Origin of the sequence: Fluoribacter dumoffii NY 23, from assembly GCF_000236165.1 — a bacterium.
In the GTDB taxonomy this organism is placed as follows: Bacteria; Pseudomonadota; Gammaproteobacteria; order Legionellales; family Legionellaceae; genus Legionella; species Legionella dumoffii.
The window spans coordinates 921,151-947,291 of the sequence record NZ_CM001373.1 but is presented as its reverse complement, the minus strand read 5'-3'; the positions used below and the strand labels follow the sequence as shown (position 1 = coordinate 947,291).

Below are 26,141 nucleotides of genomic sequence, written 5' to 3'. Positions count from 1 at the left end.
GGAATAATCATTCTTTAGGCGCTCGAAACGAACTTGATAAGTAGAGACATGACAACACATTAAATTAATGTATCAATAAACAGAAGAATAAAATGAAAGTTTATGAATTAAACATGGATGGTCTGGTTGGCCCTACTCACAATTATGCTGGTCTTGCACCGGGAAATATTGCGTCTCTAAATTATGCCTCGGTTGCTTCCAATCCTCAGGCAGCCGCTTTACAAGGTTTGAAAAAAATGCGCTTGCTTCATTCCATGGGCTTAAAACAGGGATTATTTCCCCCTCATCAACGCCCTAATCTTGAATTACTCCATCAATTAGGTTTCCAGGGTAAGCCCACTGAGCAACTTTATCAAGCTTACAACAAAGCACCCGAACTTCTTAGTGCATGCTATTCTGCTTCCAGTATGTGGGCTGCGAATGCCGCCACTGTTACTCCAAGTATTGATACTCTTGACCGCAAAGTTCATTTTACTGCTGCAAATCTCATAAGTAATCTCCATAGACATCAAGAAGCAGATTTTTCAAAAAAACTATTGGAGTGCATTTTCCTTAATCCCGATTATTTTAAGCATCATCCCATTTTGCCGCGTTCAACGATTACCGGAGATGAAGGCGCTGCAAATCACAATCGCATCTGTCAGAAATATAATCAACCCGGGATTCATCTGTTTGTTTATGGAAAAAAAGCTTTGGCAAAAAATCCGCTAAATTCTATTCCAGTTAAATATCCGGCGCGACAGACTCGAGAAGCATCGGAAGCTATAGTTCGCCAGCATCAATTACCCTATAATAAAGTGGTATTTGCCTGCCAAAACCCGTTGGCTATTGATCAAGGGGTTTTTCATAATGACGTTATTTCTGTAGCTAATGAGTCTGTTTTTCTCGTACATGAACAAGCCTTTCACCAGCAAAACACAGTACTTAAAGAACTAAGTGAAAAATCATCATTTCCCTTAACCATTATCCAACTTTCACAAAAAGAGCTTAGCGTTGCCGATGCGGTGGAATCCTACCTTTTTAATTCACAAATCATCAGTTTACCTCAATCAGACTCAATGATGCTCATTGCGCCTTTTGAGTGTCAAAACAATTCGCGTGTTAATGAATGTATCGAAAGAATACTTTCTGATGCTTCTAATCCTATAAACTCCGTACATTTTCTTGATCTAAAGCAAAGCATGCAAAATGGAGGTGGCCCTGCTTGCTTGAGATTGCGCGTTCCCTTGAATGAGAAAGAGCTTGATGCAATGCATCAAGGAGTATTAATCAATGAGGAATTATTAAAAACATTGGAAAAATGGATATTAAAGCATTATCGTACCCACTTGACCGCAAATGATCTTGCCGATCCGTTGTTTCTTGAGGAATGTTTTTGTGCACTGGATGAGCTAACCCAAATTTTAAAACTGGGGTCAATTTATCCCTTTCAATTAGAAAAGACTTGCTAGTATGTGGAAAACGAAGTATGGAATATGCATTTATACCTCCCCGTCGGGTTATAAAGTATATCAAAATTTATGTTATCGTTGGCTCACATTGGGGAGTAAAGCACTCCAAACAGTAATGAATCGCTGCAACCCCCAAAAGCCTGTTTTATATTACCTTCCTGCACTTACATTAATGGCTCGTCATTATTCCGGGGATAGTTGTATGCTGGGACTGGGCGGTGCAGGAGTTGCATGGATGCTCAAGGATGTACCTTTAGTTGCAGTAGATAATAGCCAAGAAGTTATTGAAATTGCGAGAAGGTTTTTTATGATAGATCGCTTAAGCAACTTAGAAGTTGTCCATGAAAATGCCAAGGATTATATCCAGACCTGTAAAAAGAAATTTTCCCACCTCATTGTTGATTTGTACAATGCAAATCATTTTCCTCCTGAATGTGCACAATCTGATTTTTTTGCATCATGTAAAAAAATATTAACTGAAGAAGGTTTTTTGGCAATAAATTTGGCCAATATAAAAGAACAATATTCCATTTTTCAATTAGTTAGAACGCACTTCCCTCACACTTTAGTGATACCTATACGAAAAAGCGCGAATATGGTGATATTGGCTGCAAAGCATGAAAATAAAGAATTTTTTATGGATAAAATTAATCAAACATCTGCTTTTAAACGTATTATTTGGGTTGATGCATGGGGGTTTGTTGGAGATTATAAACAAGCCCATTGGTATCAATTAGCGCATTACTTTAGATAAAATTTGCTATTTCATAGATTACTCTCATCCATACAACATGAGAGGTCCTCCTCTATTTTCTGAACTATAAAATAATTGCGGTATTCCAGGAGGAAACTTCGGCGTCAAATTCATTTAATGCCCTCGTTTCTTCAGAAAGTTTAAATAGTCCATATGCGGTAACACCACCAGCTACTAGTCCTGTTACTACACTTGAGGAAGCTACAGTTAAAGCAGAAGTATAACCACTCAATATTCCTGTAAAAAATGCTCCCGGTCCCGTCCACCAGCTGCAGGCGAAACCAATGCTAAAACCAATTAAAGCAGTGATAGTGAGCACAATGGCTACGGCAGCAACTGAAAGTGCTGCTTTATAAATGTTAGAATATCCACCTTCTAAATAAATTTCACAGTTTTTTGTGAATTTCTCAATAGCGTCAGCTTTATCTTTTGGTTGTACATTTGAAACACCCGGTTTAGCCAATATGAATGTTGAGAGCTCAGACAATTCCTTTTCAATCAGGATTCTTTTAGCCTCGGGTAATTTCATTATACCCTTTTTTAATCGTGCAACAGCTTCATTCCATGAAATAATGAGTTTGGCTTCACAATGCTTGCAGATAAGAGAAAAAAGCTCATCTACATTATCCCCACTCTTAGCTGAAGTAAGAATAAAGTCAGTAAATAAGTTCTGTGATTTAATTTTTTGAAATGCATCCAGATTTGCTTGCGGAGAATCTGATTTTGTTCCAACACAGATAATTGGAGCTTTGGGGGAAAAGTTGCGAAATACTTGAATTCGTTTAATAACATCCTGTTCATCAATTTGCTCTGTTAAATCAATGCAAAAGACTCCTACATCAGTTCCCTTGTAATATATTTGATGGAGTTGTTCGAATTGATCGCCAGAAATATCCCATAGATTCACCGTATTTTCTGAATCCATTTGTCGAGATAAAAATTCTACACTTAAGGTTGAACAGGAACCTGATTTAGAATCAACCTTCTTTTGAGCAATTTTGTGATTAAGCAGGGTTTTACCACTTCCATTTTTGCCAAAAACGGCAACCTTATATCTCATGTGACCCCCAAATTATTCAAGAAGCATTTAGAAAAGCTGCAAAAGCCTTTGTGGCATTAATAACCTAACAAAAAAAATTTTCTACTTTTTGAATGATTTAACCTTTAGTAAGGTAATTATTGCTTAAGGGGAAATCCCCTCAAGCAATAATTTGATTTAAAACTCCATTAAATCTTTTTCTTTTTCAGCCAATAATGAGTCTATTTCTGAAATATATTTATCAGTTAGCTTTTGAATGACTTCCGTTGCTCTACGCTCATCATCCTCAGAAATAGTTTTATCTTTCACTAAATCTTTTAATTGAGAGTTTGCATCTCTTCTGATATTGCGGATTGAAACTTTGCCCTGTTCACCTTCATTACGAACAACTTTGATAAGCTCTTTTCTTCGCTCTTCAGTCAGTGGAGGCATAGGAACACGAATTGCAGAACCAGCTGTAGAAGGATTCAAACCCAAATCTGAAGTTAAAATTGCTTTTTCTATAGCAGCTACCATAGATTTTTCCCAAGGGGTAACCAAAATTGTGCGTGAATCACTCGCAGAAATATTGGCAACCTGATTCAATGGAGTAATTGTCCCATAATAATCCACTTGCACATGATCCAGCAAACCAGCATTCGCTCTTCCGGTGCGAACCTTAGACAGATCATTTTGCAATGCTTCAATGGTTTTTTTCATTCGCTTTTCTGAATCTTGCTTGATCTCATTTATCATGATTAGCTCCGACTATAGTTCCCACACGTTCTCCAGATACAATTCTTTTCAATGCATTGGGTGCAGTCATATCAAAGACTTGCAATGGCATCCCTTGATCTTGACAAAGACAAATTGCAGTAGAGTCCATTACTTCCAATCCTTGTGTTAACACTTCAATATAAGTCAAATAATCGTATCGTTTGGCGTTAGGATTTTTAAAAGGATCTTCTGAGTACACGCCATCAACTTTAGTTGCTTTTAAAACAACATCAGCTCCTATTTCAATGGCTCTTAGACAAGCCGCTGTATCCGTAGTAAAAAATGGATTTCCTGTACCCGCTGCAAAAATTACTACATGCCCTGTTCGTAAATGAGTAATAGCCTTACGTCGATGATAAGGGTCAACAACTCCCAGCATGGGTATGGCAGACATAATACGCGCAGGCATGTCAATTCGCTCTAACGCGTCTCGTACCGCCAAAGCATTCATTACAGTTGCCAGCATCCCCATATGGTCACCAGTAACCCGTCCAACTCCTGCTTGAGAAAGTACTTTTCCACGGAATAAGTTACCACCGCCTAATACAAGACCGACTTCAACGCCCATCTTGATTAATTCGGCAATGTCCCTGGCTAAAGTGTCTAAAACCGAGGGATCAATACCGAATTGTGACTTGCCCATAAGGGCTTCGCCACTATATTTTAGTAAAATACGCTTATATTTTAATGTTGGGTGACTTTCATTCATCATGTACGAACCTGAGCCATCACTTCTTCAACAAAGTTATCTTCTTTTTTCTCTATCCCTTCACCAACTTCATAACGTACAAAAGAAAGTACTTCGGTATTTTTTTCTTTTAACAGTTGACCAACTTTAACATCGGGATTTTTAACAAAAGGTTGACCCAATAAACTCACTTCATCAATGAACTTGTTGATTCGACCTTCAATCATCTTATCGATAATTTCTTGTGGTTTACCACTTTCTTTTGCTTGAGCTGTAAAAATCTCACGCTCGTTTTCAATTGCGTCCGCAGATACTTGATCTTTGCTTACTACGATTGGCTTGCTTGCTGCAATATGCATTGCAATGTCTTTAGCCAATTCTTCATCGTTTGTTTTAAGGGCAACCATTACACCGATTCGTGATCCATGTAAATAATATCCAATAACTCCTGCATCAGTATGCATACGCTCCAGGCGTCTTAATTTGATGTTCTCGCCGATTTTGGCTACTAATTCCTGACGAGCCTGTTCTACTGTGTTTCCTGAAGGAAGCGTAGTTGCAGACAATCCATCAACAGTTGTAACAGAGCTGTTTAGTGCAGCTTCAGCAACTTTGTTAGCAAATTCTGTGAAGTTTTCATCACGAGCAACAAAGTCTGTTTCACTATTAATTTCAAGCATAACGGCACTGCGTCCATCAGCTGAACGAGCAATTACCACAACACCCTCAGCAGCAACACGATCCGCCTTTTTATCTGCTTTTGCTTGACCTGCTTTTCGCATTTCAATAATGGCAGCTTCGATATCACCATTGGTTGCTATTAGAAATTTTTTACACTCCATCATGCCAGCACCGGTACGTTCACGTAACTGCATGACTAAACTCGCACTAATTGTCATTTCATTTCTCCGTATAACAAAAAGGGGGCAAATTGAGGTGTTAAGCACCCGGCCCCCTATATTTTAAAGTTTAATTATTCCCCAGCTTTTTCTGCATCGCCAGTTTGTTCAACTACTTCAACAAATTCAGCATCAGATGAACCCACGCCTACAGTGTTACTGCCTTTAGCATCTAAAATTGCATCAGCAATACAACGTACATAGATATCAACTGCTCTCATAGAGTCATCATTACCAGGAATAATGTAATCAATGTTTCTTGGGCTGTTGTTAGTATCAACAACACCGATAACGGGAATTTTCAAACGATGAGCTTCTTCAACAGCGATGTGTTCAAAACCAACATCGACAACAAACAGAGCATCAGGTAAACCGCCCATGTTCTCAATACCGCCCAAACCTTTTTCCAATTTTTCAAGTTCGCGGGTCAGCATTAATGCTTCTTTCTTAATCATCCCGTTAAACAGTCCTTTTTCCTTCATTTCCTTTAATTCTTTTAAACGGAAAATTGACTGACGTACTGTTTTATAGTTGGTTAACATACCGCCTAACCAACGATGATCAACGTAAGGCATGCCACAACGTTTCGCATGTTCACGAATACTGTCTTGTGCTGCTCTTTTAGTACCTACAAATAGAATTTTTGCTTTATTAGATGCTAATCTACCAACATAATTAACCACATCGTTAAGCATCACCATTGTTTTTTCAAGATTTATAATATGGATTTTGTTACGAGAGCCAAATATATATTCGCCCATTTCAGGATTCCAAAAGCGAGTTCTGTGTCCAAAATGTGCACCTGCTTCGAGCAATTCACGCATACTTATATTATTCATTTTCATCTCCAGGGTTATTCCTCCACGCTTCCCATACGAAACCCTTTAGGGACCCTATCGTATGTGCCGAGGCGTGTGTGTATTTAAAGCGCGACATTTATACCATATTACATGAAAATCATCAATCAAATTGCGTATCAAATCATTTTTTTTATATTGTGCTAAGCTTTTTATAACGGCTTTGTTTTAGTCGTGAAAAAATTAGAACCGGTTTTTATATTCGGTAATTTTATTGAAACTAATAATAAAGAAAAAAAAATGTATCAATATAATCCAAAATTGCATGTAAAAATCTGGTTAAGTAATAATCCAAGTATATTCATGAACTTGGAAAATCAAATCCGTCTTATTGAAATGCGTGAAAGAAATCCAAACGATATCATTCATTTGGTTTATGAATCTACCTTGCTCACGCAATCCTCAATAACTGCCCTTCATGAGTTCTGCCGAGAGCATAATATTGTCCCTATAAATGCAAATTTCATTCAAGACTCACTTCACTCAGAGAATGAAAAAATATTATTTAATTTCTATAAAGATGAAATATCTCATTTAAATACAGGAGGCAATCTGGCTGTGGCCAGTGACATTTTAAGATGGCTTTCTCCTGTTTTTAAAAAAGGCACTTATACCGATTTTGATTTTCCCGTAGATACCTCCCAACTGCCTGAATTCATTCCAACTGAAACACCTATATTACTCAATATTGGCAGTTTAAAATTGGGGAAAAAGGAATTTATCCTTGCAAATAACGACTTTGTCGCGGTAATAGATGCAATCGCTGCAAAAAATGCTATTGATCGGGTACAAAATGGGCTGATTGCAAGATTGTCTCATTATGATACTGACTTTATCGAACGCACTGAAAAAGAACTAAACCAGGACAGCTTCATTAATCGTTATCTTTTGAAGTTTATGAAGAATCGTTCCGAATCTCTTTATATAGCCAAATCCAAGGAAATCATCCCACCTAATACTCCTAGTTCTTCATTAAGGATCAGAACTTACATTGGTGAAGTAATGACGGATAAAAATAAATTTTTAAACTTTAATAAAATGAGCCCGCAAGAAACTCATCAGGAAGTGATAAAACGATTGAGAAAAGAGCAACAGGCTCAGCTGAATTTCATCAAGTATCTTTTTTTTAGTCAAGAATACTCCGTGATTAAGCGTACTTTAGAAACTGATGATGAGAAGTTTTTAACTTATTTAATGAAAAAGGAACATGATCTGTATCTTAAATCAATTGTTGTATGCACAACTGGACCCATACAAATATCAAATGCTTTATTTAATGGATATGTGGTGGATACAAACAGATTTATTAATGAAATACAGCCTCACTCTTTTAACCATTATGGGTTACAAAGTGCTTTTCGTTCACAAAACTCAATTCCTTTACATGAAAATGTTTTGGGCATGCTTAAATTTCTTGGTGTTGATGAAGGAGAATTGAATGATTCGTCTTGGCTGGATTCAGGACAAAAACTTCAAGCATCACGCACAAAATTGCTTGCTGCCCGCCAAAAAGAATTAGCCTCAACTCTACCCGTCTCATTTTCAATGATTAAAAGTGATGCGGAACAATATCTCAATAAAATGATGCAAGTTTCATCCCAGTCTTATTTAAATAATGAGTATTCCAACGCGGAGAATCTTGCACTTATATTAAATTGTTTTAATAACGAAAATGAATTTAACATCCCTGAATTTAAAAAAGTTATTCTTAGTATCTCTAAGAATAAAATTGATGGATACACGCAAAAATTAATTGATAATCTGCAAAGCCTTTGTCATGAGGCAATAATTTTTAATTTAACTAAAGATAGAAAAATCAAAATAGACAGTCTTCTCGTTGACTAACCTGCTTCATTTCCAGGAAAAAACTTATAGGAAAAAATCAATGAACAATAAAATTCTCTTGCTACCAACCCTCATCTTAGCGGTAATTCTGGTCCAGCCAAGCTCTGCTTGTGTAGGTGACATAAATCAATGTAAGCTTCAACATCAATTCGACAGGCTTGCTCAAGAACTGAATCTCTCAGCAAATCAAAAAGCCAAAATTAGAGCCTATAAAGAGCAAACTGATGCTTCGTTCAAAGATAACTACGCCCAACTCAGATTATTAGGCAGTGAAATGAGTGCTCTAACTCAAGCTGACATCCTGGATCAAAAAATGCTTGATTCACTGATAGAAAAAGTAAACATAATTAGAGGTTCTATGCTTAAAAATAAAATAATAATGCAACATCACATATATGCACTATTGGATGAAAAACAAAAAATTCAATTTATTGAATTTAAAAAAAATTGGGTGATACACCATAGTGAGTAGGACTTTGCTCCATATAAAACAGTTATTTTAAGAAAAGTCCACACACTATTGATAGAACCAAGCTAGAAATTGACTTCCTCAGCAAAAATTATTTACTTATAACTCACTATTGTAGCGTTCCGCAGTGCTTGATTGTGAAAAAGCATCTTCATTATAAGCAGTTAAATACTCGTTTCTGGAAGCTTCATGTGCTTTAGGAATTAACTGGTTATTCAAGGAAAACCCATGCTCATTTAATAAGCTGATTAAGCTGTCATAACTTTTATCAGGAAGAGCTTTGCTAAATGCTGCTTCAGCACGTTTTGAAAATTCTTGGGCAGCATGATAATCCTTGGGGCCAAATCTCCATTCCCCATTGACAAATCCAATTCTCATATGGGTGTATTTTTCCTTACCATAATAACTAATTGTCAGCAATCCAGGTACAGAACTTTCGCGCAAAAGCCATAATTGCTTATCCGCTTTGTCCTCGGCTCCTGCTTGTGTCAGTTTCTGACACGCCACTGAGGCGGTAACTTCAGAGGAAAAAATAACCGTGGATTTTTCCGATTTTGATCTTTCTAAACGCTCTTCCATGGTTAACTCCTATAATTTGATTCAAGATATTTGTGATAATTCACAATTCCTTATTTTGCATTTAAATTATAGTCTCATCTATTTGCATATGTAAGGATTATCCAATAAAGATTTCTTATCCCTGCAAATTAGGAGTATTTAAAATATTTTTTCCTTGGTCCGCAAGCAGTGGATTTTTTTATGCAATTATTGTTGCTGTCTGAAGTTATTGTGATGAGATATAACGGATACCATGGGGTTATCTATGATATGATTTATCTGTCAATTCTACTATTATTAATGGGAGTCGATCATCCAATATGACTCAATTACGAAAAAGAGCTATTTTGCAGGGTAACTTCTTATTATCATTGTTTTGACATAGGGATTAAGCATGCCCCCTTTTTGGACAATTATAACTGATCTTGCATGGCCAATTGCCTTGGTTATTGCCTGGATATTTGGCGAAATTGGATTTCGTTGGGCGAAACTTCCCCATATCAGTGTTTATGCAATGATTGGCTTTATGCTTGCACCAACACAAATTGGATTATTACCAAAAATTGAAAACCCCTCCATTTTATTTTTAGCAAACATTGGTTTCGGCCTGATTTTATTCGAATCGGGATATCGGATAAATTTACGTTGGTTTTTCAATAACTTATGGATTCTTGTCACCAGCTTTGCGGAAGCAACATTAACTTTTGTGTTCATTTATCTCGTCGCAATCTATTATGGTTTAAATCAATCTACAAGTCTCTTGCTAGCAGCCTTGTCTACCGCTACCTCTCCGGCCACTATAATCCGCATGATTCATGAGCAGCATAGTTCTGGGCAAGTAACAGAGCGTATCTTACACTTATCAGTATTGAATTGTATTTTTGCGGTATTTCTTTTTAAAGTTATTATTGGTTTAGTCATTTTTAGAAACTCTGGAGATTTATGGCAAGCGATTTCGGGCAGCTTAATCGTTTTATTACTCTCTACTGGCTTAGGCATGCTATTTGGAGTGGTTCTACCTACTCTTCTCAAAACCTTTAAAAGTACTTATAGTGACAACACACTTGCTTTTTCAATTGCGATAATTCTATTAGTAGCAATTACCCATTATTTTAAACTTTCCCCAGTACTGGCAACTTTAACCTTTGGGATTGTATCCCGGCATGGTCGTATCGTATTTAACTCATCTCAACGTGGTTTTGGTACACTGGGTGATTTATTAACGGTTTTATTATTTGTATTTATTGCAGCCAAAATTGATTGGGAACTGGTAAAACATGGATGGGTTCTGGGATTAGCTATTATTCTTGTTCGCCAAGTGGCAAAAATGGGCGGCATTAGCCTATTTGCCTATTTCAGCGGGATCTCCCTGAAAAAGGGGCTGCTTACAGGAGTTGCGATGGCACCCATCTCTGTGTTCGTCATTTTAATATTGGAACAATCCAGATATATCGGGCTCAATCTGGTTGAGACACTAGCCCCTCTTGCAATGGTTGCATTTAGTTTAGAAATCATAGGTCCCCTTATGGTGCAATATTCATTTTATTTCGCAAAGGAAATTCCTACAACGAAGGAGAGGTAATAATATGCCATTGGAGGTATTCAATAGTTCCAAGCTTTTGACCATGGGTGTTGAGCTTGAATTGCAATTAGTAAGCCTTAGTGACTATGATTTAACCGATTCCAGCCCCGATCTGTTGGAATTATTAAAACGCCAACCATTCCCAGGCGCTTTTACACCTGAAATTACAGAAAGCATGATAGAAGTTTCAACCCATATTCATAGTAATTACGAGGATCTTTTAAACCAATTATTGGCTATTCGCGATGCCTTAATACGGGCTGGAGATAAGTTGAATATTGGAATATGTGGTGGAGGAACACATCCATTCCAATTATGGTCTGAGCGAAAAATATATAATAAATTACGATTTCTGGAGGTATCTCAACTTTATGGATACCTCTCCAAACAATTCACTATTTTTGGTTTACATATCCATATTGGTTGTACTTCAGGCAAAGAGGCTCTTTTTCTATTGCATAGCTTGAATCGCTATATTCCACATTTCATTGCCCTATCTGCCTCCTCTCCATTTGTACAAGGAAAGGATACCTTGTTCAACTCCGCACGGCTTAATTCAGTTTTTGCATTTCCTTTAAGTGGCCGTGCCCCCTTTGTATTAGATTGGGAAGAGTTTAATCATTATTTCGCCAAAATGGAGCAAACTGGAATAGTACATAGTATGAAGGACTTTTATTGGGATATTCGCCCAAAACCTGAGTTCGGAACAATTGAATTACGTGTTTGCGATACTCCTCTAACTGTCAATAGAGCCGCAGCTTTAGCTTCCTATTTGCAATCATTGTGTGCGTATCTACTTGAAGGGCACGAACCTTTCCCTGCTGAGGATGATTATCTCGTATACAACTATAATCGATTTCAAGCGTGTCGATTTGGTTTGGAAGGAACCATTATCAACCCTAAAACATATAAACCCATATCTCTACGGGAAGATATACTTACTACTTTACGTTTAATCCAATCACACGCAGGACAATTAAACGGTATAGAGGCATTTGATCATATAAATCAAATTATTCATCAGGGAAGTGATGCGTCATTTTTGCGACAAAAATTTATAGAGCAAACAAGTACTGAAAGTATTGTAGATGCTTCATTGAAACAATTTAGATTCTCAAAATGAGGTTATGGCAACAATCTGCAATAATCTCAAAAATTATCTAAAAATTTCCTCTTTTAAATTGTTTCCTCAACATGATTTGGTCGCTTCACTTAATCAATGGCTTCATAAAGAATTATAAAAATAAGTTCTTGGTAAATTTTTACACGCACCATATCTTTGAGGTTCCATGAGAGGAACATTACAGTAATCCATGGTGTTTTTGTGCTAAAAAATCCTGATATACTAATTTATCGAAAGATTAGGACTGGCCTGAAGAAATAATCTTCAGACCATAATTCTTAGAGTATTGAGATTATTATTTTTGTTGGGCAACCGCTTTAAAATTTACCGTTACCTCATCTTTTATTTCACTAGTGCTAGACCAATCTCCTTGCCCAATTCCAAAGTCAAGCCGTTTTAGGTTGGTATGTCCTTCAACTACCACATGACCTTTTGGTGACTCAACCGCTGTAAAGTTAAGTGTTACAGGTACAGATTTATTCTTGATGGTTAATGTTCCGGTAGCTTCGTAATTTTTATCATCCTTTTTGATGAATTTGGTTGATTTAAACTCAGCCTTTGGAAATTCTTTGGTGTTAAACCAATCTGGACCCGTTAATATTGAAGTTATTTCAGCATAGGAAGTTGTGAGTGAGTTCATATTAACCACTACATCCACTTTACTGTCCTGGAGATGCGCGGGATCTGCAATTATTGTTGCGGTAAATTCTTTGAATGATCCAGTGACAGGAGCATTATTTTGTGTTGCGGTAAAACTGATGCTGCTTTCATTGGGAACAATTGTCCACTCAGATGAAGCATTTGCATAGGAAGTATTCAATAAAAACAGAAAGAGAAAATACTTAAACATTTTCATGGGAACATTCTCCGTAATATATCATCCTTGTTAATAAAATGATGTTTTAAAGCAGCAGCCGTATGTAAGCAGATTGCCGCAATAAGAGCATACCCTAGCCATTCATGGATCTCTTCAAATAAAATACGATTACTTTCATCCGGCGCAATCAGATTAGGTAATGTAAATAGTCCAAAAAATGAAGCAGGTAATCCCGCAGCAGAGGTAATCAACCACCCCGTCATAGGCATGGCAAACATAAATAAGTAAAAGGCCCAGTGCATGCTGCGTGCAGCAATTTTTTCAAGCCAAGGCAAGGCAAGCTCAGGCTGTTCATTACTTAATCGCCAAATAATTCTAAAAATTGCAATAAAAAGTACTAGAAGACCGTACTCCTTGTGCCATCCATAGAGTTTCAATCTTTCAGGATTCCATGGCAAAGAAGTCATATACAACCCCAATACCAGCAATCCAATAATTAATAAAGCAATAATCCAATGAAGTACTATGGTCACTATCCCAAAACGAGCGGCGCTATTTTTAATTTGCATAATACACCCTATTTTTTATCCTGATACGCTTCGGCACCTATTGAAAGGTTTACTTTATCGCTCACTGAGGGCAGAAAGGCATTTATCCCAAAATCAGAACGGTTGATAGAGGTAGTTGCAGTAAAGCCAACAGACATCTTGTTACTAATGGGGCTCATCCCTTCTTTATTTAAAGTAACATCTAACACAACGGGTTTACTTACCCCATGCAAAGTCAAGGTCCCCTCAACTGTAGCTTTATTATCACCCTTAGGAGTAACTTTATTGCTGACAAAGGTTGCCGTAGGAAATTGCGCTGTATCAAAAAATAATTTACTTTTTAAGTGCTTATCCAACTCTGGTATGCCGGTTATCATGTCAGCAACGTCAATTTTTACATTGACTTTACTTTGACTGGGATTATCTTTATCAAGAATCAGCTGGCCAGTCCCATACCATTTTCCGTATTGGGTAGAAAAACCCAAATGATCAATACTCCACAATACATAAGTATGGTTTTTATCCAAAGTGTAGTTTTCAGGGGCGGAATAGGTTGGCACAGAAAAAGTGAATGCCAAAAGCAAGGATAAGCTTCCTAAAATTTGCTTCATGATCAATTTCCTTATTTGATATAAATGAGTTACTCAGGTTTAAGTTTTCCACCTACAATCCGATCGCAAAGACCTTTTGGTAACAGAATAAAGGCATCTTTTTGTCGATCCTTGGTTGCTGAAGAGGCACATGAAGCTGTTGCAGTCGCACAATCATTCATCCCTTTTTTAGCAATCCCGTAGCATTTTTCGGTCGCAGAGGCTGGGTCATTTGTTTCCGCTGCAGAACTTCCAGATGCAACAAGAACAAAAAAAGCAGTCATTACTGATTGCATTAATTTATCAGATAGTAACATTGTCATCCCTTTCATTTAATAAAATCTACCTTAACATACAACAGTGTTTTTAAAACAACAAGTAGCTCTGAGTACAAAGATATTATAGAACAGACAAAAAAGATTCAGTGATTTGCAAATTACTTCCAAACGGCACTTTTGCCAAAAGAGGAACAGTCAGTTTCCGGGTTAACGTAGCAATATTTTCTGCCAAGACCAGCATATTTGAATCAATACAATTGGCAATCCATCCAAGACACTCGATATTATTGGCAAGCAAGGCACTTTCTGTGAGCAAAGCATGATTAATACAGCCTAATTTCATTCCTACAACCAAAATAACAGGTATTTTGGTAATTTGTAAAAAGTCGACCCAGGTTTCATTATCATTTAAGGGAACCATTAATCCCCCCGCTCCCTCAATAAATAATTTTTCAATACCGGATAATTGCAAGTTAAGGCAATAATTTGAAATGTCGTTAATCGATAAACTGACTCCCTCGCTTTGGGCAGCGATATGAGGCGAGACAGGCATTTTAAATCGCCAGGGATTGATGATATCCAGGCTGATATTATTTTTCTGTAACTGCAGTGCATCACTATTGATTAATGTATTTTCAATTTCCATGCATCCACTTGCAACAGGTTTTATTGCAGCCGCTGATGGAAAATAGTTTAATAAACTCGCTGTGACATAAGTTTTACCACAGTCAGTATCTGTACCAGTAATAAAATATCGTCTCATTTCATAAATCCTCTAAATTCCTCGATGAATAAATCCATATGGGATAAGAAAGGTATGTGTGCTGCGCGTTTAAACAGCAGGTAATTAAAGTCAGGATAGTTCAGTTGCATTGAATTCATTGTTTTAACAGGAACTATAGGATCAAGCCGACCAAACATAAAATATGCAGGATTACCAAAATTGCTCAGTTCCTCACGCAAATCCCAAGACTCAAGAATATTAAGACCTGACTGCAAACCTTCTGGTGAGGGTAGCCTCTCAGGCAGATGTTTCAATCTGTCGGCAGAAGTCAATCCATTAAGTTCCATAAATTCTTTCAATGTACTTTCGGGCTTTGCAAATAGTTGTTTATAGAATTTTTTAAAAACTTCCGGGGAAACACCAGGCCATAAATCCGTATATAAAAATCGTGGTGAAGAAGCAATGTTAATGAGCTTATATACTCTATCAGGTTCCTCTACTGCCAGACGTATGGCATACAATCCACCCATGGACCAACCAATTAATGCGAAGTGTTTTGGCAATTGCTCTAATAAAAATTTTTTAAACAATTCCCATTCCATAATGGGAGTGTGACCAAATCCTGGTAAATCAATTAATATGATTTGGTAGTCCCTGGAAAGTTGGGGCACTAATGGCAACCAGATTCGACTGTCGAATCCCCATCCATGAAAAAAAACAAGAGGCAATCCTTCCCCATAGCTACGGATGTTTACATTCATATATATTAATTAATTTATCAAAAAGTTCACGGATTTGTTCCGGTGTATGGTTATAATTCAAAATCACCCGTAAACCACTTGCTTTTGCACTTACTGTAGGTTTTCTTATAGCACAACAACTAATACCTTGTTTTTTTAATTCCCGTTCAAAATACAAGGCCAAATAGGGGCACCCTAATCGAAGTTGTTGAATGGGGCTGCTTGAATCAGCCCAATTAAAAGGTGATTGAGTCCTGTATGTTTTAAATAGTGCGATTAATTGCTCCAATTTCAATCGCCGATCTTCGGCATTTACCACAAATTCCAGGGTATGTAATAATCCATAACTCAATGCCGGACTTATCGCAGTAGAATAAATGACGGAACGACCTGCCTGTAATAAAGCATAAATCCAGTCTGCTTTACCCGCCACAAGTGCACCTTGGGCAGCAAAGGATTTTCCTAAGGGAATAATCCTTAGGGGGACTTCATTTTGAGTTAACCCATAATGCGCAACAGCGCCCTTTCCCTGGCTGCCCAATATCCCAAATGAATGAGCCTCGTCAACCAATAGCGCACCTTGATTTCTATTGCACAGCATCGAAAGTTGCATTAAAGGCGCCAATTGGCCGCTCATACTAAAAATGCCTTCCGTGATTAAAGCGGAACCCGTGATCAGTTTACCTTCCAATACATCTAAATTGTTATGCAAATAACGTGTATAGTTTACATGGGATAAGGCTAGACCATCGTAAATTGAAGCATGTATTTCTTTATCAATAAAACAGTGTACTTTTAATTTGCCGAGTAAAGCGGTTACCGCGAGATTTGCAGCATACCCTGAAGAGAACAAGATGCAATCATCCACCGCTAATAAATTGGCGAACGCCTCTTCAACTGCCCGGTGATTGGAATGATATCCGCTAAGCAGCATCGATGCACCACTTCCGGTAGGATATAAGGCATACCCACGCTGATATACTTCCGCGATACGTTTGTCTCGGGTTAAAGATAAATAATCATTGCTGTCAAAATGAATTAACGACGAATCATCTGCATGGACGCGTCTATTTCTTAATAGACCTTCATGAGCGAGTTGGTTCGTATAATTCTTTATTTTTTGACTTATAGGCATTTAAATCATCTCAGTTAAACCGAGTTTGTTAAAAAGATTTTTATCCTTCATGCGTTGAGGGTTTTCTTCGGTTAATAATTTATCCCCAATAAAGACCGAATTTGCACCCGCAAAGAAACAGAGAGCCTGGAGCTCATCGCTCATCTCCGTTCTGCCAGCTGTCAAGCGAATAACACTTTGAGGCATTAATATTCTGGCTGTTGCAATCGTACGAACTAATTCTATGCCTTCTACGGGCTGAGCTTTCGCAAGGGGTGTTCCTTCCACCGGGATTAATCGGTTGATGGGGACACTTTCTGGTGGAGTATCCATATTGGCCAGAGTTAATAAAAATTCTATACGGTCCTCACGTGTCTCACCTAAACCCAAAATACCACCACAACATACGTTAATTCCTGCCTCGCGAACATTGTGTAATGTATCAAGCCGCTCACTGAATTTGCGCGTCGTCACCACTTTTTCATAATAGGATGGTGATGTGTCAATATTATGATTGTAATAATCCAAACCCGCATCTTTTAAGCAGGCTGCCTGTTCCTGGTTTAACATACCCAAAGTCATGCATGTTTCCAAGCCTAAGGCTTTCACACCTTTAATCATTTCCTGGAGCTCATTCATGGCTTTATCAGGAGGGCAACGCCAGGCAGCTCCCATACAAAAACGTTTTGCACCACCATCCTTGGCTTCCTGTGCTGCTTGTATTACATCAGCAACCGACATTAGTTTTTCTTTTTCTACATGAGTTTTATGATGACCGCTTTGAGAGCAGTATCCACAGTCCTCGGGACAAGCTCCTGTTTTGATACTTAATAAAGTAGCAAATTGTAATGAATTAGGTTGATGATGTTCCCTGTGTATTGAGTGGGCCTGATGCAACAAATCATTAAACGGTTGCTGATAAAGCTCAGTAATTTCAGAGGCAGACCAGGTCTTTTTGGCTTGAGTCACAACACTTTCTCCTATCAATTAATTAATACAGGCAAACAACCAACTGCATTTAAATATTTCTTATTTTATTTATGAAGTCGACATGATAAAGTGCTGCCTAATCTTGTCAACCAAAATTTTAAAAATGGTCAACACGCAGCAATTAATAAGCAAAGATTTGAAACATTTTTGGCATCCTTGTACTCAAATGAAAGATTTTGAAACCTGCCCTCCTCTAATTATTGAAAAAGCACAAGGCAGCTATCTCTATACCAATAAAGGCCCATTGATAGATGCCATCTCCAGCTGGTGGTGTAAATCTTTAGGGCATGGTCATCCTGCTGTAGTAGCAGCAATAAAAGAGCAACTTAATCATTTCGAACATGTTATTGCTGCAAATACAACCCATTCAAAACTAGTCGAATTAGCGGAAAATCTAGCCGAGATTACAAAAAAACAACATGTCTTTTTCGCCAGCGATGGTTCCAGCGCCGTTGAAATAGCAATGAAACTGGCGATTCATGCCAATCAAATCAAGGGGTTTACGGAGAAAAATCAGTTTATAGCACTTAAAAATGGATATCACGGAGAAACACTGGGGACCATGAGTGTCAGTGATCTGGGTATTTACAAAGCTCCCTATACGGCATTTGGCCTAACCTGTCATTTGATTCAAAATATTCCCTATATCTCCGGCAAAGAAGATAGTTTATGGCATGATTGTGGGTCGTACTGGACTCTTGTTGAGAAAGAATTGGAATCAGTGAGTGATAACGTGTGTGCCGTCATCGTTGAACCATTGATTCAGGGGGCCGGAGGCATGTTGTGTTACAGCCCTGATTTTCTTAAAAAACTATCCTCTTGGGCGAAGAGCAAAAATATTTATCTTATTGCTGATGAAATAATGACAGGAATGGGGCGTACTGGTAAGTGGCTTGCTTCGAATCATGCAGATGTGGAACCGGATTTGATTTGTTTATCCAAAGGGTTAACGTCCGGATCCATTCCTTTGAGTTGTACCATGATTGACCACGCCATATTTAAACTTTTTTATGCAGATTTCGCGAGTGGAAAATCTTTCCTGCATTCTCATACATACAGCGGCAATCCCCTTGCAGTAAGTGCTGCATTGGCAACTATTCATGCCATGCAGGAAGAAAAAATAATCTCAAGAGCTCAAAGTTTAGGAGAATACATGCTCACCTCTTTAACAGAGATAGCCGAGCTCACAGGAAAATTAAGTAACGTTCGTGGAATCGGAGCTGTTGTCGCAGCCGATCTTGAAGATAATGGACAGTCTCGTATAGGAAATAAAATTTATCAACACGCGCTAAATCATGGGGCTTTAATAAGACCTATAGGTAATACCCTTTATTGGCTTCCACCGTTAAACACGGATCATGAGGTAATTGGGAAATTGGCAGAAATAACACTACACTCTATAAAAGAAGCCTACGCAACACCTTAAAATTTATGAAAAAAGTCTCCAGAAATCTGACATATTTTGTCTATAGGAAATTCAAAATAATCTGGATGCTTTTCACTATTCTTTTATTCTTGGTTTTCTCCTATGTCACTTGGAATGTTAATGTCAAAAAATCTTTTTCCTTGGTTGCAGAAGCAAGCAATAAATTAGCCCATAATATGGATCTTTTCCTTAATGATATTGTTCAGGGATCATATCAAATTCCATTATATCAAAAGGGGTCTCTGACATGTAAAGAGGATTTTATTCCTTATTTAGAGCATATTGTCATCAATCATCCCCAAATTTCTGGATTGGCAATCCGCGAACCAACCACTCAAATAATTTGTTCTACCTTACCGGATAATAAAAGTTTTCTCTTAAGCCAGTCACATCATAGATTTATTGGGCCATTAACATCCGCTATGTTTGATTATCCAGTTTATGCAATTCAACAACAGACAGGGAATTACCAACTGGAGCTAATTATTTTAGCCTCAGTCCTAAAGGAGATTTTGAACGCCCCGGAATATGGTCCACATATAACAACCTTATATGATGTAAAGCACAAAAAGAAAATTGTAGAGATAGAAACAAAAAATAACTTATGGTTCGATAAATTTTTCATAGATTCATCTTTTACCCATGAAAAAATATCATCTACAACACAATTATCAAACCTCAATGGGGTCGTAGTCACAGTTTCCCTGTCCAACCAGACCGTGGCTGCTCATTTATTGTATTATCAAATCTTACTTAGCCTCGATATCCTGGTTCTTTCATTTTTTTTATATTTTTTAATCAAGAGTATTTTTAAAAAATATTATTCTTTGCATGGGGCGATCAAGAACGCCCTTTACGCCGGACAATTTTATCCAGTTTACCAACCTTTATTCGATGCTCACTGCAATAGCTATTCAGGGGCTGAAGTTTTATTAAGATGGCAGGATAATCATGATGAAATTATAATGCCAGATCTTTTTATAGAAGAAGCCGAGAACACTGGGTTAATTGTACCGATTACTTTACAAATTATAGAGATAGCTTTTAAAGAAACCAAAACAATTTTACATGCTCAACCCACGTTTCATTTAGCATTTAACATTTGTGCGCTGCATTTTACAGACAGCCACTTTTTTTCCCGATTTTATAAATTGGTAAAACACTATTCTATTGCCCCCAATCAAATTTTATTGGAAATCACTGAACGTTATTTACTTGATATTAATGATGAAATTTATATCAACAGAATGCACGAACTTAGACAGTTGGGGTATTCATTGGCAATAGATGACTATGGAACAGGACATTCGAGTATCAGCTATCTCCAGTACTATCCTTTCAACTATCTTAAAATTGACAAATTATTCATTCACTCTATAGGAACAAAGGCTATTACAGAATCACTAAATGATGCAATAATCCATTTAGCAAAAAAAATTAATTTAATTATTATTGCAGAAGGCGTGGAAACAAAAGAGCAATTAAACTATTTATTACAACATAACGTTCATTTCCTTCAAGGATGGTATTTTTCTAAAGCCTTGCATGTTGAAGAACTCGTTAGACTGCTTCAGGGAGAAAAAAATGAATAAGTACATAGGATATTACTTCTTGCTTGTTCTAGGTATCTCAGCTTCAAGCTTTGCTGCACCAATAATAGAAGGCGATTATTGGCAATGTGCAACTCATGACGCTAATAATACAAAATGGCTTTCGAAAAACATGTATCAAAAAGTTGCTCTAAATCTCTCCTATGCTGCCTGTAAAAAAAACAGCCAGATTCCCGCCACTTGTAAAACCACCAGAAGCAGCTGCATACAATTCATCGATGGTATAAATGTGATGCCTATGTGGCAATGTACTGCATTTGATAGGGAAGCATTACCCTGGAGAAGCAATCTTTATGCAAATCGTGAAGATGCAGCATTAGCTGCTGAAGCGTATTGCAAGCAAAAAAGCCCTGTACCTTATACTTGTTTCATTAATGTAGTAACATGCGTTAATAAAAATGAGATTTAAACTATGGTTTATTGTGTTGGATTAACAGGCGGTATTGGTAGTGGAAAAACTACTGTTGCCGAACTCTTTTCAAGATTGGGTATCGAAGTAATCCATGCTGATAAAATATCAAGGGAGTTAACCCAAAAAGACAAAAGCGCATACAAGAGAATCCTGGAGCATTATGGTAACAGGATACTTTTGGATGATGGAGAATTGGACCGAAGCAAACTAAGGGAAATTATATTCTCTGACCCCAAAGAGCGGGATTGGCTTGAGCATCTCCTACATCCTCTTATCCGTGAAGTGATTAAACAAAGGGTTGCTGCATCTTTATCACCTTATTGTATGATAGAAATCCCCCTGCTCATTTCGAAAGAAGCTTATCCTTACATTAATCGGATTTTGCTGCTGTGTGCACCGGAAGAACTACAAATCTCACGATTAATGCAGAGGGATCAATGCAGTAAAGAGCAAGCTCAAGCAATTTTAGCAGCTCAACCGGATATTGAGAAACGTTTAGATAGTGCCGATGATATTGTGATTAATAACAGGGATATTGAGCAATTATCACAAAAAGTAAATGATTTACACTACACCTATCTGCAGGAATCAAAAAAATAAATCCATTAATTCAGATCTTTTTATGAAGTACGAACACAAGGAACTTGGTGATAAATGAAATTGATTACTTTAAATTTATGGGGCGGCCACTTGAGAGATCCCCTATTAAAATTTATTAGTGAACATCGTGAGGTTGATGTATTTTGTCTCCAGGAAGTATATTGCAACGCCCACCGAACAGTAACTGAAGAAGATAGAGAACTCAGTTTAAACATTTTTGCAGATATACAGCACCTCCTTCCCAATCATGTTGCTATTTTTAAACCAGCTGTCGAAAATGTTTATGGAATAGCCATGTTGTTAAAAAACACTATCGATATATTGGGAGAAGGAGATATAAACATCCATCAAAAGCAACACTATCCTGGCATAGGCTTAAATCATCCCCGGAACCTGCAATGGGTTGAATGTGAGATTAATAAAAAAATTTATTCCATTTTAAATGTGCATGGCCTCTGGAATGGTCAAGGGAAAAAGGATACACCCGAACGCATCAATCAATCCTATCGCATACGTCATTTTATGGATACCATAAACACCCCAAAAATATTGTGTGGTGATTTTAATTTAAGGCCGGACACTGAAAGCATGCATATTATTGAGGAGGGAATGAACAACTTGATAACTTTGAACAAAATTACCTCAACAAGAACTCGATATTATGAAAAAAAGGAAAAATATGCGGATTATATTCTTACTTCAAAAGATATAGTGGTTGATAATTTTATGGTGATGGATGAAGAAGTTTCGGATCATGCTCCCTTATTTCTTGATTTTAATTAACCGCAATTTGATATCCGGCATTCAATTTTTCAGTTATTGCTGCATAAGTAATCTTTTACCATTGCAATTACCTGATGGTTTGCTTCAGGGAAATGCTCTGGGTTTAGTTCATGATGAAAAACCCATTTCATTGCCAACTGGCCTTCCAAACATAAGGGAATGCCGGAAAATTGATTGACGAGGAAAATAACTAATTTAACCCTTTTATCCGAATATTGATGATTAACTTCGCCCAGCAAATGATATTGATGAACCTCCAGGCCGACTTCTTCCTTTATCTCCCTGATTAATGCCGATGCAGAGTGCTCATTTGCTTCCAACTTACCGCCTGGAAACTCCCAACATCCCCCATGAGGCACGTGAAAAGGACGTTGGGTAATCAAGATTCGTTGCTGCTCATCAATAATGACGGCTACTGCAACAGTAATATTCACGCAAGACTTCCATGGCACGCTTTATATTTTTTACCAGAGCCACAAGGACAAGGATCATTTCGGCCTATTTTCTTTTCCTGTCTTTTATAGGTTTGCGGTTGGGCTTCTTCTTCATTTTCTTCGGTATAATTACCGTGTTGCAAATTCATCTTGCTTACTTGTTCCGCTCGTCGTTGTTCCTCAACAGCATTGACATCTTCTTCGGTTTGAATTTCAACTGAAGAAATTAAACGGATCACATCATACTTTAAATTATCAAGCATGGTAGTGAACAGAGTAAACGCTTCCTTTTTATATTCTTGCTTTGGATCTTTTTGTGCATATCCACGTAAATGAATTCCTTGACGCAATTGATCCATTACTGCCAAATGTTCACGCCACTGATTGTCGAGTGTTTGTAAAATTACTGATTTTTCAAATTGCGACATGGTCGCTCTTCCTGCTTGCTTTACTTTTTCATTATACTTTTGTGCTGCAAGCTCAAGAATCCTTTCTTTAATTTGTTCAGGTTGAATATGATGATCTTCTTCAATCCATTCAAGCACTGGAGCTTTGATCTTGAATTCATCCATCAAGACGTCACTTAATGCTTTTGGATCCCATTGATCTTCTAAACTTTGCGGAGGAATATAAGTATCAACAAGATTGGATATTACTTCTTCTCGCATGGTACTTATCATTTCCTCGGTATCCGTCATCTCCATAATTGACGCGCGTTGAGTATAAATGACTTGTCTTTGATCATTTGCCACATTGTCATAATCCAGGAGCTGTTTTCTGACATCAAAATGGTGCCCTTCCAGTTTGCGTTGGGCATTTTCGATTGCTTTGGTTACCAGACTGTGTTCAATAGGTTCACCAGGTTTCATCCCCAGACGGCGCATCATTGAAGCAACACGTTCTGAAGCGAATATGCGCATCAAATTATCTTCAAGCGACAGGTAGAAACGGCTGCTTCCAACATCTCCCTGACGTCCTGAACGTCCTCTCAACTGGTTATCGATTCGTCGTGATTCATGGCGCTCTGAACCTATAATTCTTAACCCGCCTGCTGCAAGTACTTCATCATGACGCTTTTGCCACAATTGTTTTGCAGCCTCTATCTCCTCAGGAGTTGCCGTCTCAGGTAATTGCGCCAAATCTGAAGACAAGCTTCCCCCCAATACTATATCAGTTCCACGACCGGCCATATTAGTGGCAATAGTCACTGCTCCAGGGCGCCCAGCCTCAGCAATAATTTGTGCTTCTTTTTCATGGAATTTGGCATTGAGCACTTGATGCTTGATATTTTCTTTTTTTAGAAACTGACTTAAAAATTCTGAAGCTTCAATTGAAACAGTACCTACAAGAACGGGCTGCTTACGGGCGATACATTCACGGATATCCGCTATAATTGCCTGGAATTTGTCTTTTTGTGTTAAATAAACCAGGTCTGATTCATCTTTTCTGACCATAGGTTTATTTGTAGGGATAACAACAACATCAAGATTATAAATTTGCTGCAATTCATAAGCTTCAGTATCAGCTGTTCCTGTCATTCCTGATAATTTATTATACATACGGAAGAAATTCTGGAATGTAATGGAGGCCAAGGTTTGGTTTTCATTTTGAATAGACACGCCTTCTTTAGCTTCTACAGCCTGGTGTAGCCCTTCAGACCATCTTCGACCAGGCATCGTCCGTCCAGTATGCTCATCTACTATAACAACTTGCCCATCCTTAACAATATAATCTACATCACGATGGAACATGGCATGCGCTTTTAATGCAGCATTCACATGGTGCATTAAGATAATATTACTGGCATGATACAGACTTTCACCCTGATCCAGAAGTTTTGCCTTAACCAATAATTCTTCTATATGCTGATGCCCTGCATCAGTAAGATGGGCTTGTTTCTGCTTTTCATCGACTGTGAAATCCCCTTCTCCGCCTTCTTCTTCCTGTTTCTTCAAATGCGGAATTAAACTGTTTATTTTGATGTAAAGTTCAGAACTGTCTTCAGCCGCACCTGAAATAATTAATGGGGTACGGGCCTCATCAATCAAAATAGAGTCAACCTCGTCTACTATGGCAAAATTCAACTCCCTTTGGACTTTATCTTCAAGGCTAAATGCCATATTATCGCGCAGATAATCAAAACCATATTCATTATTCGTTCCATAGACGATATCGCAACGATAAGCTTCCTGTTTTGCAGAATGCGACATATCGGGAAAAATCACCCCTACAGAAAGACCTAAAAACTCGAATATAGGCTTCATCCATTGGCTGTCGCGTTTCGCAAGATAATCATTTACAGTAACAATGTGTACGCCACGTCCAGCAATTGCATTCAAGTATGCAGGCAAGGTGGCAACCAATGTCTTACCTTCCCCTGTCCTCATTTCAGCAATATTGCCCTCATGCAGAACCATTCCACCGATTAATTGCACATCAAAATGACGAAGCCCCAAAGTACGTACAGACACCTCTCTTACGGTAGCGAAAGCCTCTGCCAACATTTCATCAAGGCTTTCTCCTTCTGCTAAACGAGCTTTAAAATGCTGGGTTTTTGCTGCTAACTCAGCATCGGTGAGTGCTTGCATTTGTGCCTCAAATGCATTAATTGCCATTACTGCCTTTTCCATACGCCGTAATGTACGCTCATTTCGGCTTCCAAACATTTTTTTAATCAACGTATTCAGCATGGCCTAAATAATCCTCTGGAGATTTCAAATAACAAATTGGTTAATGTACTAAAATTTGGGGGAAAATACTATGAATACCTATTAATTTAAAGTGAATCTTAGGGTTTAACCTGATGAAAAGAATAGTTTCTGACAACTCAGACATCTAAAATACTATTTTCTGCACTTTTCAGTCCTAATTATACAATATTTTAAGCTAAAAAGAGGAATCTCTCTTATAAATTATCTTGCCGCGTTTACCATTTCCAAACACGGTTTCGAAAAGCGCTATTTGCACCAAAGAAAAACTCATTGACCAGATAGTAAAAATTTAAAAAGTATTTTAAACCGCCTGTAAATAAAAATATTTATTTGTTTTTTTATT

At 37.7% G+C, this 26,141-nt stretch carries 27 protein-coding genes; 11 read left to right on the top strand and 16 right to left on the bottom strand.

What is annotated here, in order from left to right:
* The first annotated feature begins 92 nt into the window (after positions 1 to 92).
* Positions 93 to 1,451, top strand: coding sequence for an N-succinylarginine dihydrolase (gene astB / locus KYQ_RS04435; protein ID WP_010653773.1), 1,359 nt, complete (start codon positions 93 to 95; stop codon positions 1,449 to 1,451).
* Between the two features lies 1 nt (position 1,452).
* Positions 1,453 to 2,205: a spermidine synthase gene (locus KYQ_RS04430; protein ID WP_019349685.1), complete on the top strand. Its 753-nt coding sequence runs from the start codon at positions 1,453 to 1,455 to the stop codon at positions 2,203 to 2,205.
* A 64-nt stretch (positions 2,206 to 2,269) separates the two neighbouring features.
* Here the strand turns inward: KYQ_RS04430 and KYQ_RS04425 are convergent, their stop codons facing one another.
* From KYQ_RS04425 to rpsB, 5 genes are all read right to left on the bottom strand, one after another.
* Positions 2,270 to 3,265 carry a GTP-binding protein gene (locus KYQ_RS04425; protein ID WP_019349684.1) on the bottom strand — a complete coding sequence of 332 codons (996 nt, stop codon included), beginning with the start codon at positions 3,263 to 3,265 and terminating at the stop codon, positions 2,270 to 2,272.
* A 156-nt stretch (positions 3,266 to 3,421) separates the two neighbouring features.
* Positions 3,422 to 3,979 (bottom strand): ribosome recycling factor, encoded by a 558-nt coding sequence (gene frr / locus KYQ_RS04420; RefSeq protein ID WP_010653776.1) that lies wholly within the window; start codon positions 3,977 to 3,979, stop codon positions 3,422 to 3,424.
* The gene (pyrH, locus tag KYQ_RS04415) at positions 3,969 to 4,712 is read right to left on the bottom strand and encodes a UMP kinase (RefSeq protein ID WP_010653777.1); all 744 of its coding nucleotides are present in this window, start codon (positions 4,710 to 4,712) and stop codon (positions 3,969 to 3,971) included. Before pyrH ends, frr begins: the two co-directional genes overlap by 11 nt.
* Positions 4,709 to 5,587, bottom strand: coding sequence for a translation elongation factor Ts (gene tsf / locus KYQ_RS04410; protein WP_010653778.1), 879 nt, complete (start codon positions 5,585 to 5,587; stop codon positions 4,709 to 4,711). Before tsf ends, pyrH begins: the two co-directional genes overlap by 4 nt.
* Positions 5,588 to 5,661: 74 nt before the next feature.
* Positions 5,662 to 6,426 carry a 30S ribosomal protein S2 gene (gene rpsB / locus KYQ_RS04405; RefSeq protein ID WP_010653779.1) on the bottom strand — a complete coding sequence of 255 codons (765 nt, stop codon included), beginning with the start codon at positions 6,424 to 6,426 and terminating at the stop codon, positions 5,662 to 5,664.
* A gap of 258 nt (positions 6,427 to 6,684) precedes the next feature.
* Between rpsB and KYQ_RS04400 the strand changes: the two genes are divergently transcribed.
* Together KYQ_RS04400 and KYQ_RS04395 are read left to right on the top strand one after the other, a co-directional pair.
* The gene (locus tag KYQ_RS04400; RefSeq protein ID WP_035748986.1) at positions 6,685 to 8,289 is read left to right on the top strand and encodes a glycosyltransferase family 88 protein; all 1,605 of its coding nucleotides are present in this window, start codon (positions 6,685 to 6,687) and stop codon (positions 8,287 to 8,289) included.
* Between the two features lie 40 nt (positions 8,290 to 8,329).
* Positions 8,330 to 8,761 (top strand): Spy/CpxP family protein refolding chaperone, encoded by a 432-nt coding sequence (locus tag KYQ_RS04395; RefSeq protein WP_019349682.1) that lies wholly within the window; start codon positions 8,330 to 8,332, stop codon positions 8,759 to 8,761.
* A 96-nt stretch (positions 8,762 to 8,857) separates the two neighbouring features.
* On the opposite strand, the gene KYQ_RS04390 is transcribed toward KYQ_RS04395, so the two are convergent.
* Positions 8,858 to 9,337, bottom strand: a complete 480-nt coding sequence (locus KYQ_RS04390; protein WP_010653782.1) for a hypothetical protein — start codon at positions 9,335 to 9,337, stop codon at positions 8,858 to 8,860.
* 373 nt (positions 9,338 to 9,710) lie between these two features.
* Between KYQ_RS04390 and KYQ_RS04385 the strand changes: the two genes are divergently transcribed.
* Together KYQ_RS04385 and KYQ_RS04380 are read left to right on the top strand one after the other, a co-directional pair.
* Complete coding sequence (locus KYQ_RS04385; protein ID WP_010653783.1) at positions 9,711 to 10,898, top strand: cation:proton antiporter; 1,188 nt, start codon at positions 9,711 to 9,713, stop codon at positions 10,896 to 10,898.
* A 4-nt stretch (positions 10,899 to 10,902) separates the two neighbouring features.
* Positions 10,903 to 12,021, top strand: coding sequence for a YbdK family carboxylate-amine ligase (locus KYQ_RS04380; RefSeq protein WP_019349681.1), 1,119 nt, complete (start codon positions 10,903 to 10,905; stop codon positions 12,019 to 12,021).
* A 295-nt stretch (positions 12,022 to 12,316) separates the two neighbouring features.
* Here the strand turns inward: KYQ_RS04380 and KYQ_RS04370 are convergent, their stop codons facing one another.
* From KYQ_RS04370 to bioB, 8 genes are all read right to left on the bottom strand, one after another.
* Entirely contained in the window at positions 12,317 to 12,877 is a 561-nt protein-coding gene (locus KYQ_RS04370; RefSeq protein ID WP_010653785.1) for a YceI family protein, read from the bottom strand.
* Positions 12,874 to 13,407, bottom strand: a complete 534-nt coding sequence (locus KYQ_RS04365; RefSeq protein ID WP_019349679.1) for a cytochrome b — start codon at positions 13,405 to 13,407, stop codon at positions 12,874 to 12,876. The genes KYQ_RS04370 and KYQ_RS04365 overlap by 4 nt, the downstream gene beginning before the upstream one ends.
* 8 nt (positions 13,408 to 13,415) lie before the next feature.
* The gene (locus KYQ_RS04360) at positions 13,416 to 13,997 is read right to left on the bottom strand and encodes a YceI family protein (protein WP_010653787.1); all 582 of its coding nucleotides are present in this window, start codon (positions 13,995 to 13,997) and stop codon (positions 13,416 to 13,418) included.
* A 29-nt stretch (positions 13,998 to 14,026) separates the two neighbouring features.
* Positions 14,027 to 14,293, bottom strand: a complete 267-nt coding sequence (locus tag KYQ_RS04355; RefSeq protein WP_010653788.1) for a BufA1 family periplasmic bufferin-type metallophore — start codon at positions 14,291 to 14,293, stop codon at positions 14,027 to 14,029.
* An 82-nt stretch (positions 14,294 to 14,375) separates the two neighbouring features.
* Entirely contained in the window at positions 14,376 to 15,017 is a 642-nt protein-coding gene (bioD, locus tag KYQ_RS04350) for a dethiobiotin synthase (protein ID WP_010653789.1), read from the bottom strand.
* On the bottom strand, positions 15,014 to 15,739 hold the full coding sequence (locus tag KYQ_RS04345) for an alpha/beta fold hydrolase (RefSeq protein WP_019349678.1): 726 nt from the start codon (positions 15,737 to 15,739) through the stop codon (positions 15,014 to 15,016). The genes bioD and KYQ_RS04345 overlap by 4 nt, the downstream gene beginning before the upstream one ends.
* Positions 15,720 to 16,853, bottom strand: coding sequence for an aminotransferase class I/II-fold pyridoxal phosphate-dependent enzyme (locus tag KYQ_RS04340; protein WP_010653791.1), 1,134 nt, complete (start codon positions 16,851 to 16,853; stop codon positions 15,720 to 15,722). The genes KYQ_RS04345 and KYQ_RS04340 overlap by 20 nt, the downstream gene beginning before the upstream one ends.
* Positions 16,854 to 17,801 (bottom strand): biotin synthase BioB, encoded by a 948-nt coding sequence (gene bioB / locus KYQ_RS04335; protein ID WP_010653792.1) that lies wholly within the window; start codon positions 17,799 to 17,801, stop codon positions 16,854 to 16,856.
* 124 nt (positions 17,802 to 17,925) lie between these two features.
* Between bioB and bioA the strand changes: the two genes are divergently transcribed.
* The 5 genes from bioA (at position 17,926) to KYQ_RS04310 (ending at position 22,653) form a co-directional block, all read left to right on the top strand.
* Positions 17,926 to 19,248: an adenosylmethionine--8-amino-7-oxononanoate transaminase gene (gene bioA, locus KYQ_RS04330; protein WP_029488987.1), complete on the top strand. Its 1,323-nt coding sequence runs from the start codon at positions 17,926 to 17,928 to the stop codon at positions 19,246 to 19,248.
* 65 nt (positions 19,249 to 19,313) lie between these two features.
* Positions 19,314 to 20,840 carry an EAL domain-containing protein gene (locus tag KYQ_RS04325; RefSeq protein ID WP_019349676.1) on the top strand — a complete coding sequence of 509 codons (1,527 nt, stop codon included), beginning with the start codon at positions 19,314 to 19,316 and terminating at the stop codon, positions 20,838 to 20,840.
* Entirely contained in the window at positions 20,833 to 21,267 is a 435-nt protein-coding gene (locus KYQ_RS04320; protein WP_010653795.1) for a hypothetical protein, read from the top strand. Before KYQ_RS04325 ends, KYQ_RS04320 begins: the two co-directional genes overlap by 8 nt.
* A gap of 3 nt (positions 21,268 to 21,270) precedes the next feature.
* Positions 21,271 to 21,870 (top strand): dephospho-CoA kinase, encoded by a 600-nt coding sequence (gene coaE, locus KYQ_RS04315; protein ID WP_010653796.1) that lies wholly within the window; start codon positions 21,271 to 21,273, stop codon positions 21,868 to 21,870.
* A gap of 54 nt (positions 21,871 to 21,924) precedes the next feature.
* Positions 21,925 to 22,653 carry an endonuclease/exonuclease/phosphatase family protein gene (locus KYQ_RS04310; protein ID WP_010653797.1) on the top strand — a complete coding sequence of 243 codons (729 nt, stop codon included), beginning with the start codon at positions 21,925 to 21,927 and terminating at the stop codon, positions 22,651 to 22,653.
* Positions 22,654 to 22,682: 29 nt separating this feature from the next.
* Here the strand turns inward: KYQ_RS04310 and mutT are convergent, their stop codons facing one another.
* Entirely contained in the window at positions 22,683 to 23,087 is a 405-nt protein-coding gene (gene mutT / locus KYQ_RS04305) for an 8-oxo-dGTP diphosphatase MutT (RefSeq protein ID WP_010653798.1), read from the bottom strand.
* On the bottom strand, positions 23,084 to 25,777 hold the full coding sequence (gene secA, locus KYQ_RS04300; protein WP_010653799.1) for a preprotein translocase subunit SecA: 2,694 nt from the start codon (positions 25,775 to 25,777) through the stop codon (positions 23,084 to 23,086). The genes mutT and secA overlap by 4 nt, the downstream gene beginning before the upstream one ends.
* Between the last annotated feature and the right edge of the window lie 364 nt (positions 25,778 to 26,141).

Coding starts and splice junctions, on each gene's coding strand:
- astB (WP_010653773.1), top strand. CDS start 93: ATGAAAGTTTATGAATTAAACATGGATGGTCTGGTTGGCCCTACTCAC.
- KYQ_RS04430 (WP_019349685.1), top strand. CDS start 1,453: ATGTGGAAAACGAAGTATGGAATATGCATTTATACCTCCCCGTCGGGT.
- KYQ_RS04425 (WP_019349684.1), bottom strand. CDS start 3,265: ATGAGATATAAGGTTGCCGTTTTTGGCAAAAATGGAAGTGGTAAAACC.
- frr (WP_010653776.1), bottom strand. CDS start 3,979: ATGATAAATGAGATCAAGCAAGATTCAGAAAAGCGAATGAAAAAAACC.
- pyrH (WP_010653777.1), bottom strand. CDS start 4,712: ATGATGAATGAAAGTCACCCAACATTAAAATATAAGCGTATTTTACTA.
- tsf (WP_010653778.1), bottom strand. CDS start 5,587: ATGACAATTAGTGCGAGTTTAGTCATGCAGTTACGTGAACGTACCGGT.
- rpsB (WP_010653779.1), bottom strand. CDS start 6,426: ATGAATAATATAAGTATGCGTGAATTGCTCGAAGCAGGTGCACATTTT.
- KYQ_RS04400 (WP_035748986.1), top strand. CDS start 6,685: ATGTATCAATATAATCCAAAATTGCATGTAAAAATCTGGTTAAGTAAT.
- KYQ_RS04395 (WP_019349682.1), top strand. CDS start 8,330: ATGAACAATAAAATTCTCTTGCTACCAACCCTCATCTTAGCGGTAATT.
- KYQ_RS04390 (WP_010653782.1), bottom strand. CDS start 9,337: ATGGAAGAGCGTTTAGAAAGATCAAAATCGGAAAAATCCACGGTTATT.
- KYQ_RS04385 (WP_010653783.1), top strand. CDS start 9,711: ATGCCCCCTTTTTGGACAATTATAACTGATCTTGCATGGCCAATTGCC.
- KYQ_RS04380 (WP_019349681.1), top strand. CDS start 10,903: ATGCCATTGGAGGTATTCAATAGTTCCAAGCTTTTGACCATGGGTGTT.
- KYQ_RS04370 (WP_010653785.1), bottom strand. CDS start 12,877: ATGAAAATGTTTAAGTATTTTCTCTTTCTGTTTTTATTGAATACTTCC.
- KYQ_RS04365 (WP_019349679.1), bottom strand. CDS start 13,407: ATGCAAATTAAAAATAGCGCCGCTCGTTTTGGGATAGTGACCATAGTA.
- KYQ_RS04360 (WP_010653787.1), bottom strand. CDS start 13,997: ATGAAGCAAATTTTAGGAAGCTTATCCTTGCTTTTGGCATTCACTTTT.
- KYQ_RS04355 (WP_010653788.1), bottom strand. CDS start 14,293: ATGTTACTATCTGATAAATTAATGCAATCAGTAATGACTGCTTTTTTT.
- bioD (WP_010653789.1), bottom strand. CDS start 15,017: ATGAGACGATATTTTATTACTGGTACAGATACTGACTGTGGTAAAACT.
- KYQ_RS04345 (WP_019349678.1), bottom strand. CDS start 15,739: ATGAATGTAAACATCCGTAGCTATGGGGAAGGATTGCCTCTTGTTTTT.
- KYQ_RS04340 (WP_010653791.1), bottom strand. CDS start 16,853: ATGCCTATAAGTCAAAAAATAAAGAATTATACGAACCAACTCGCTCAT.
- bioA (WP_029488987.1), top strand. CDS start 17,926: ATGGTCAACACGCAGCAATTAATAAGCAAAGATTTGAAACATTTTTGG.
- KYQ_RS04325 (WP_019349676.1), top strand. CDS start 19,314: ATGCTTTTCACTATTCTTTTATTCTTGGTTTTCTCCTATGTCACTTGG.
- KYQ_RS04320 (WP_010653795.1), top strand. CDS start 20,833: ATGAATAAGTACATAGGATATTACTTCTTGCTTGTTCTAGGTATCTCA.
- coaE (WP_010653796.1), top strand. CDS start 21,271: ATGGTTTATTGTGTTGGATTAACAGGCGGTATTGGTAGTGGAAAAACT.
- KYQ_RS04310 (WP_010653797.1), top strand. CDS start 21,925: ATGAAATTGATTACTTTAAATTTATGGGGCGGCCACTTGAGAGATCCC.
- secA (WP_010653799.1), bottom strand. CDS start 25,777: ATGCTGAATACGTTGATTAAAAAAATGTTTGGAAGCCGAAATGAGCGT.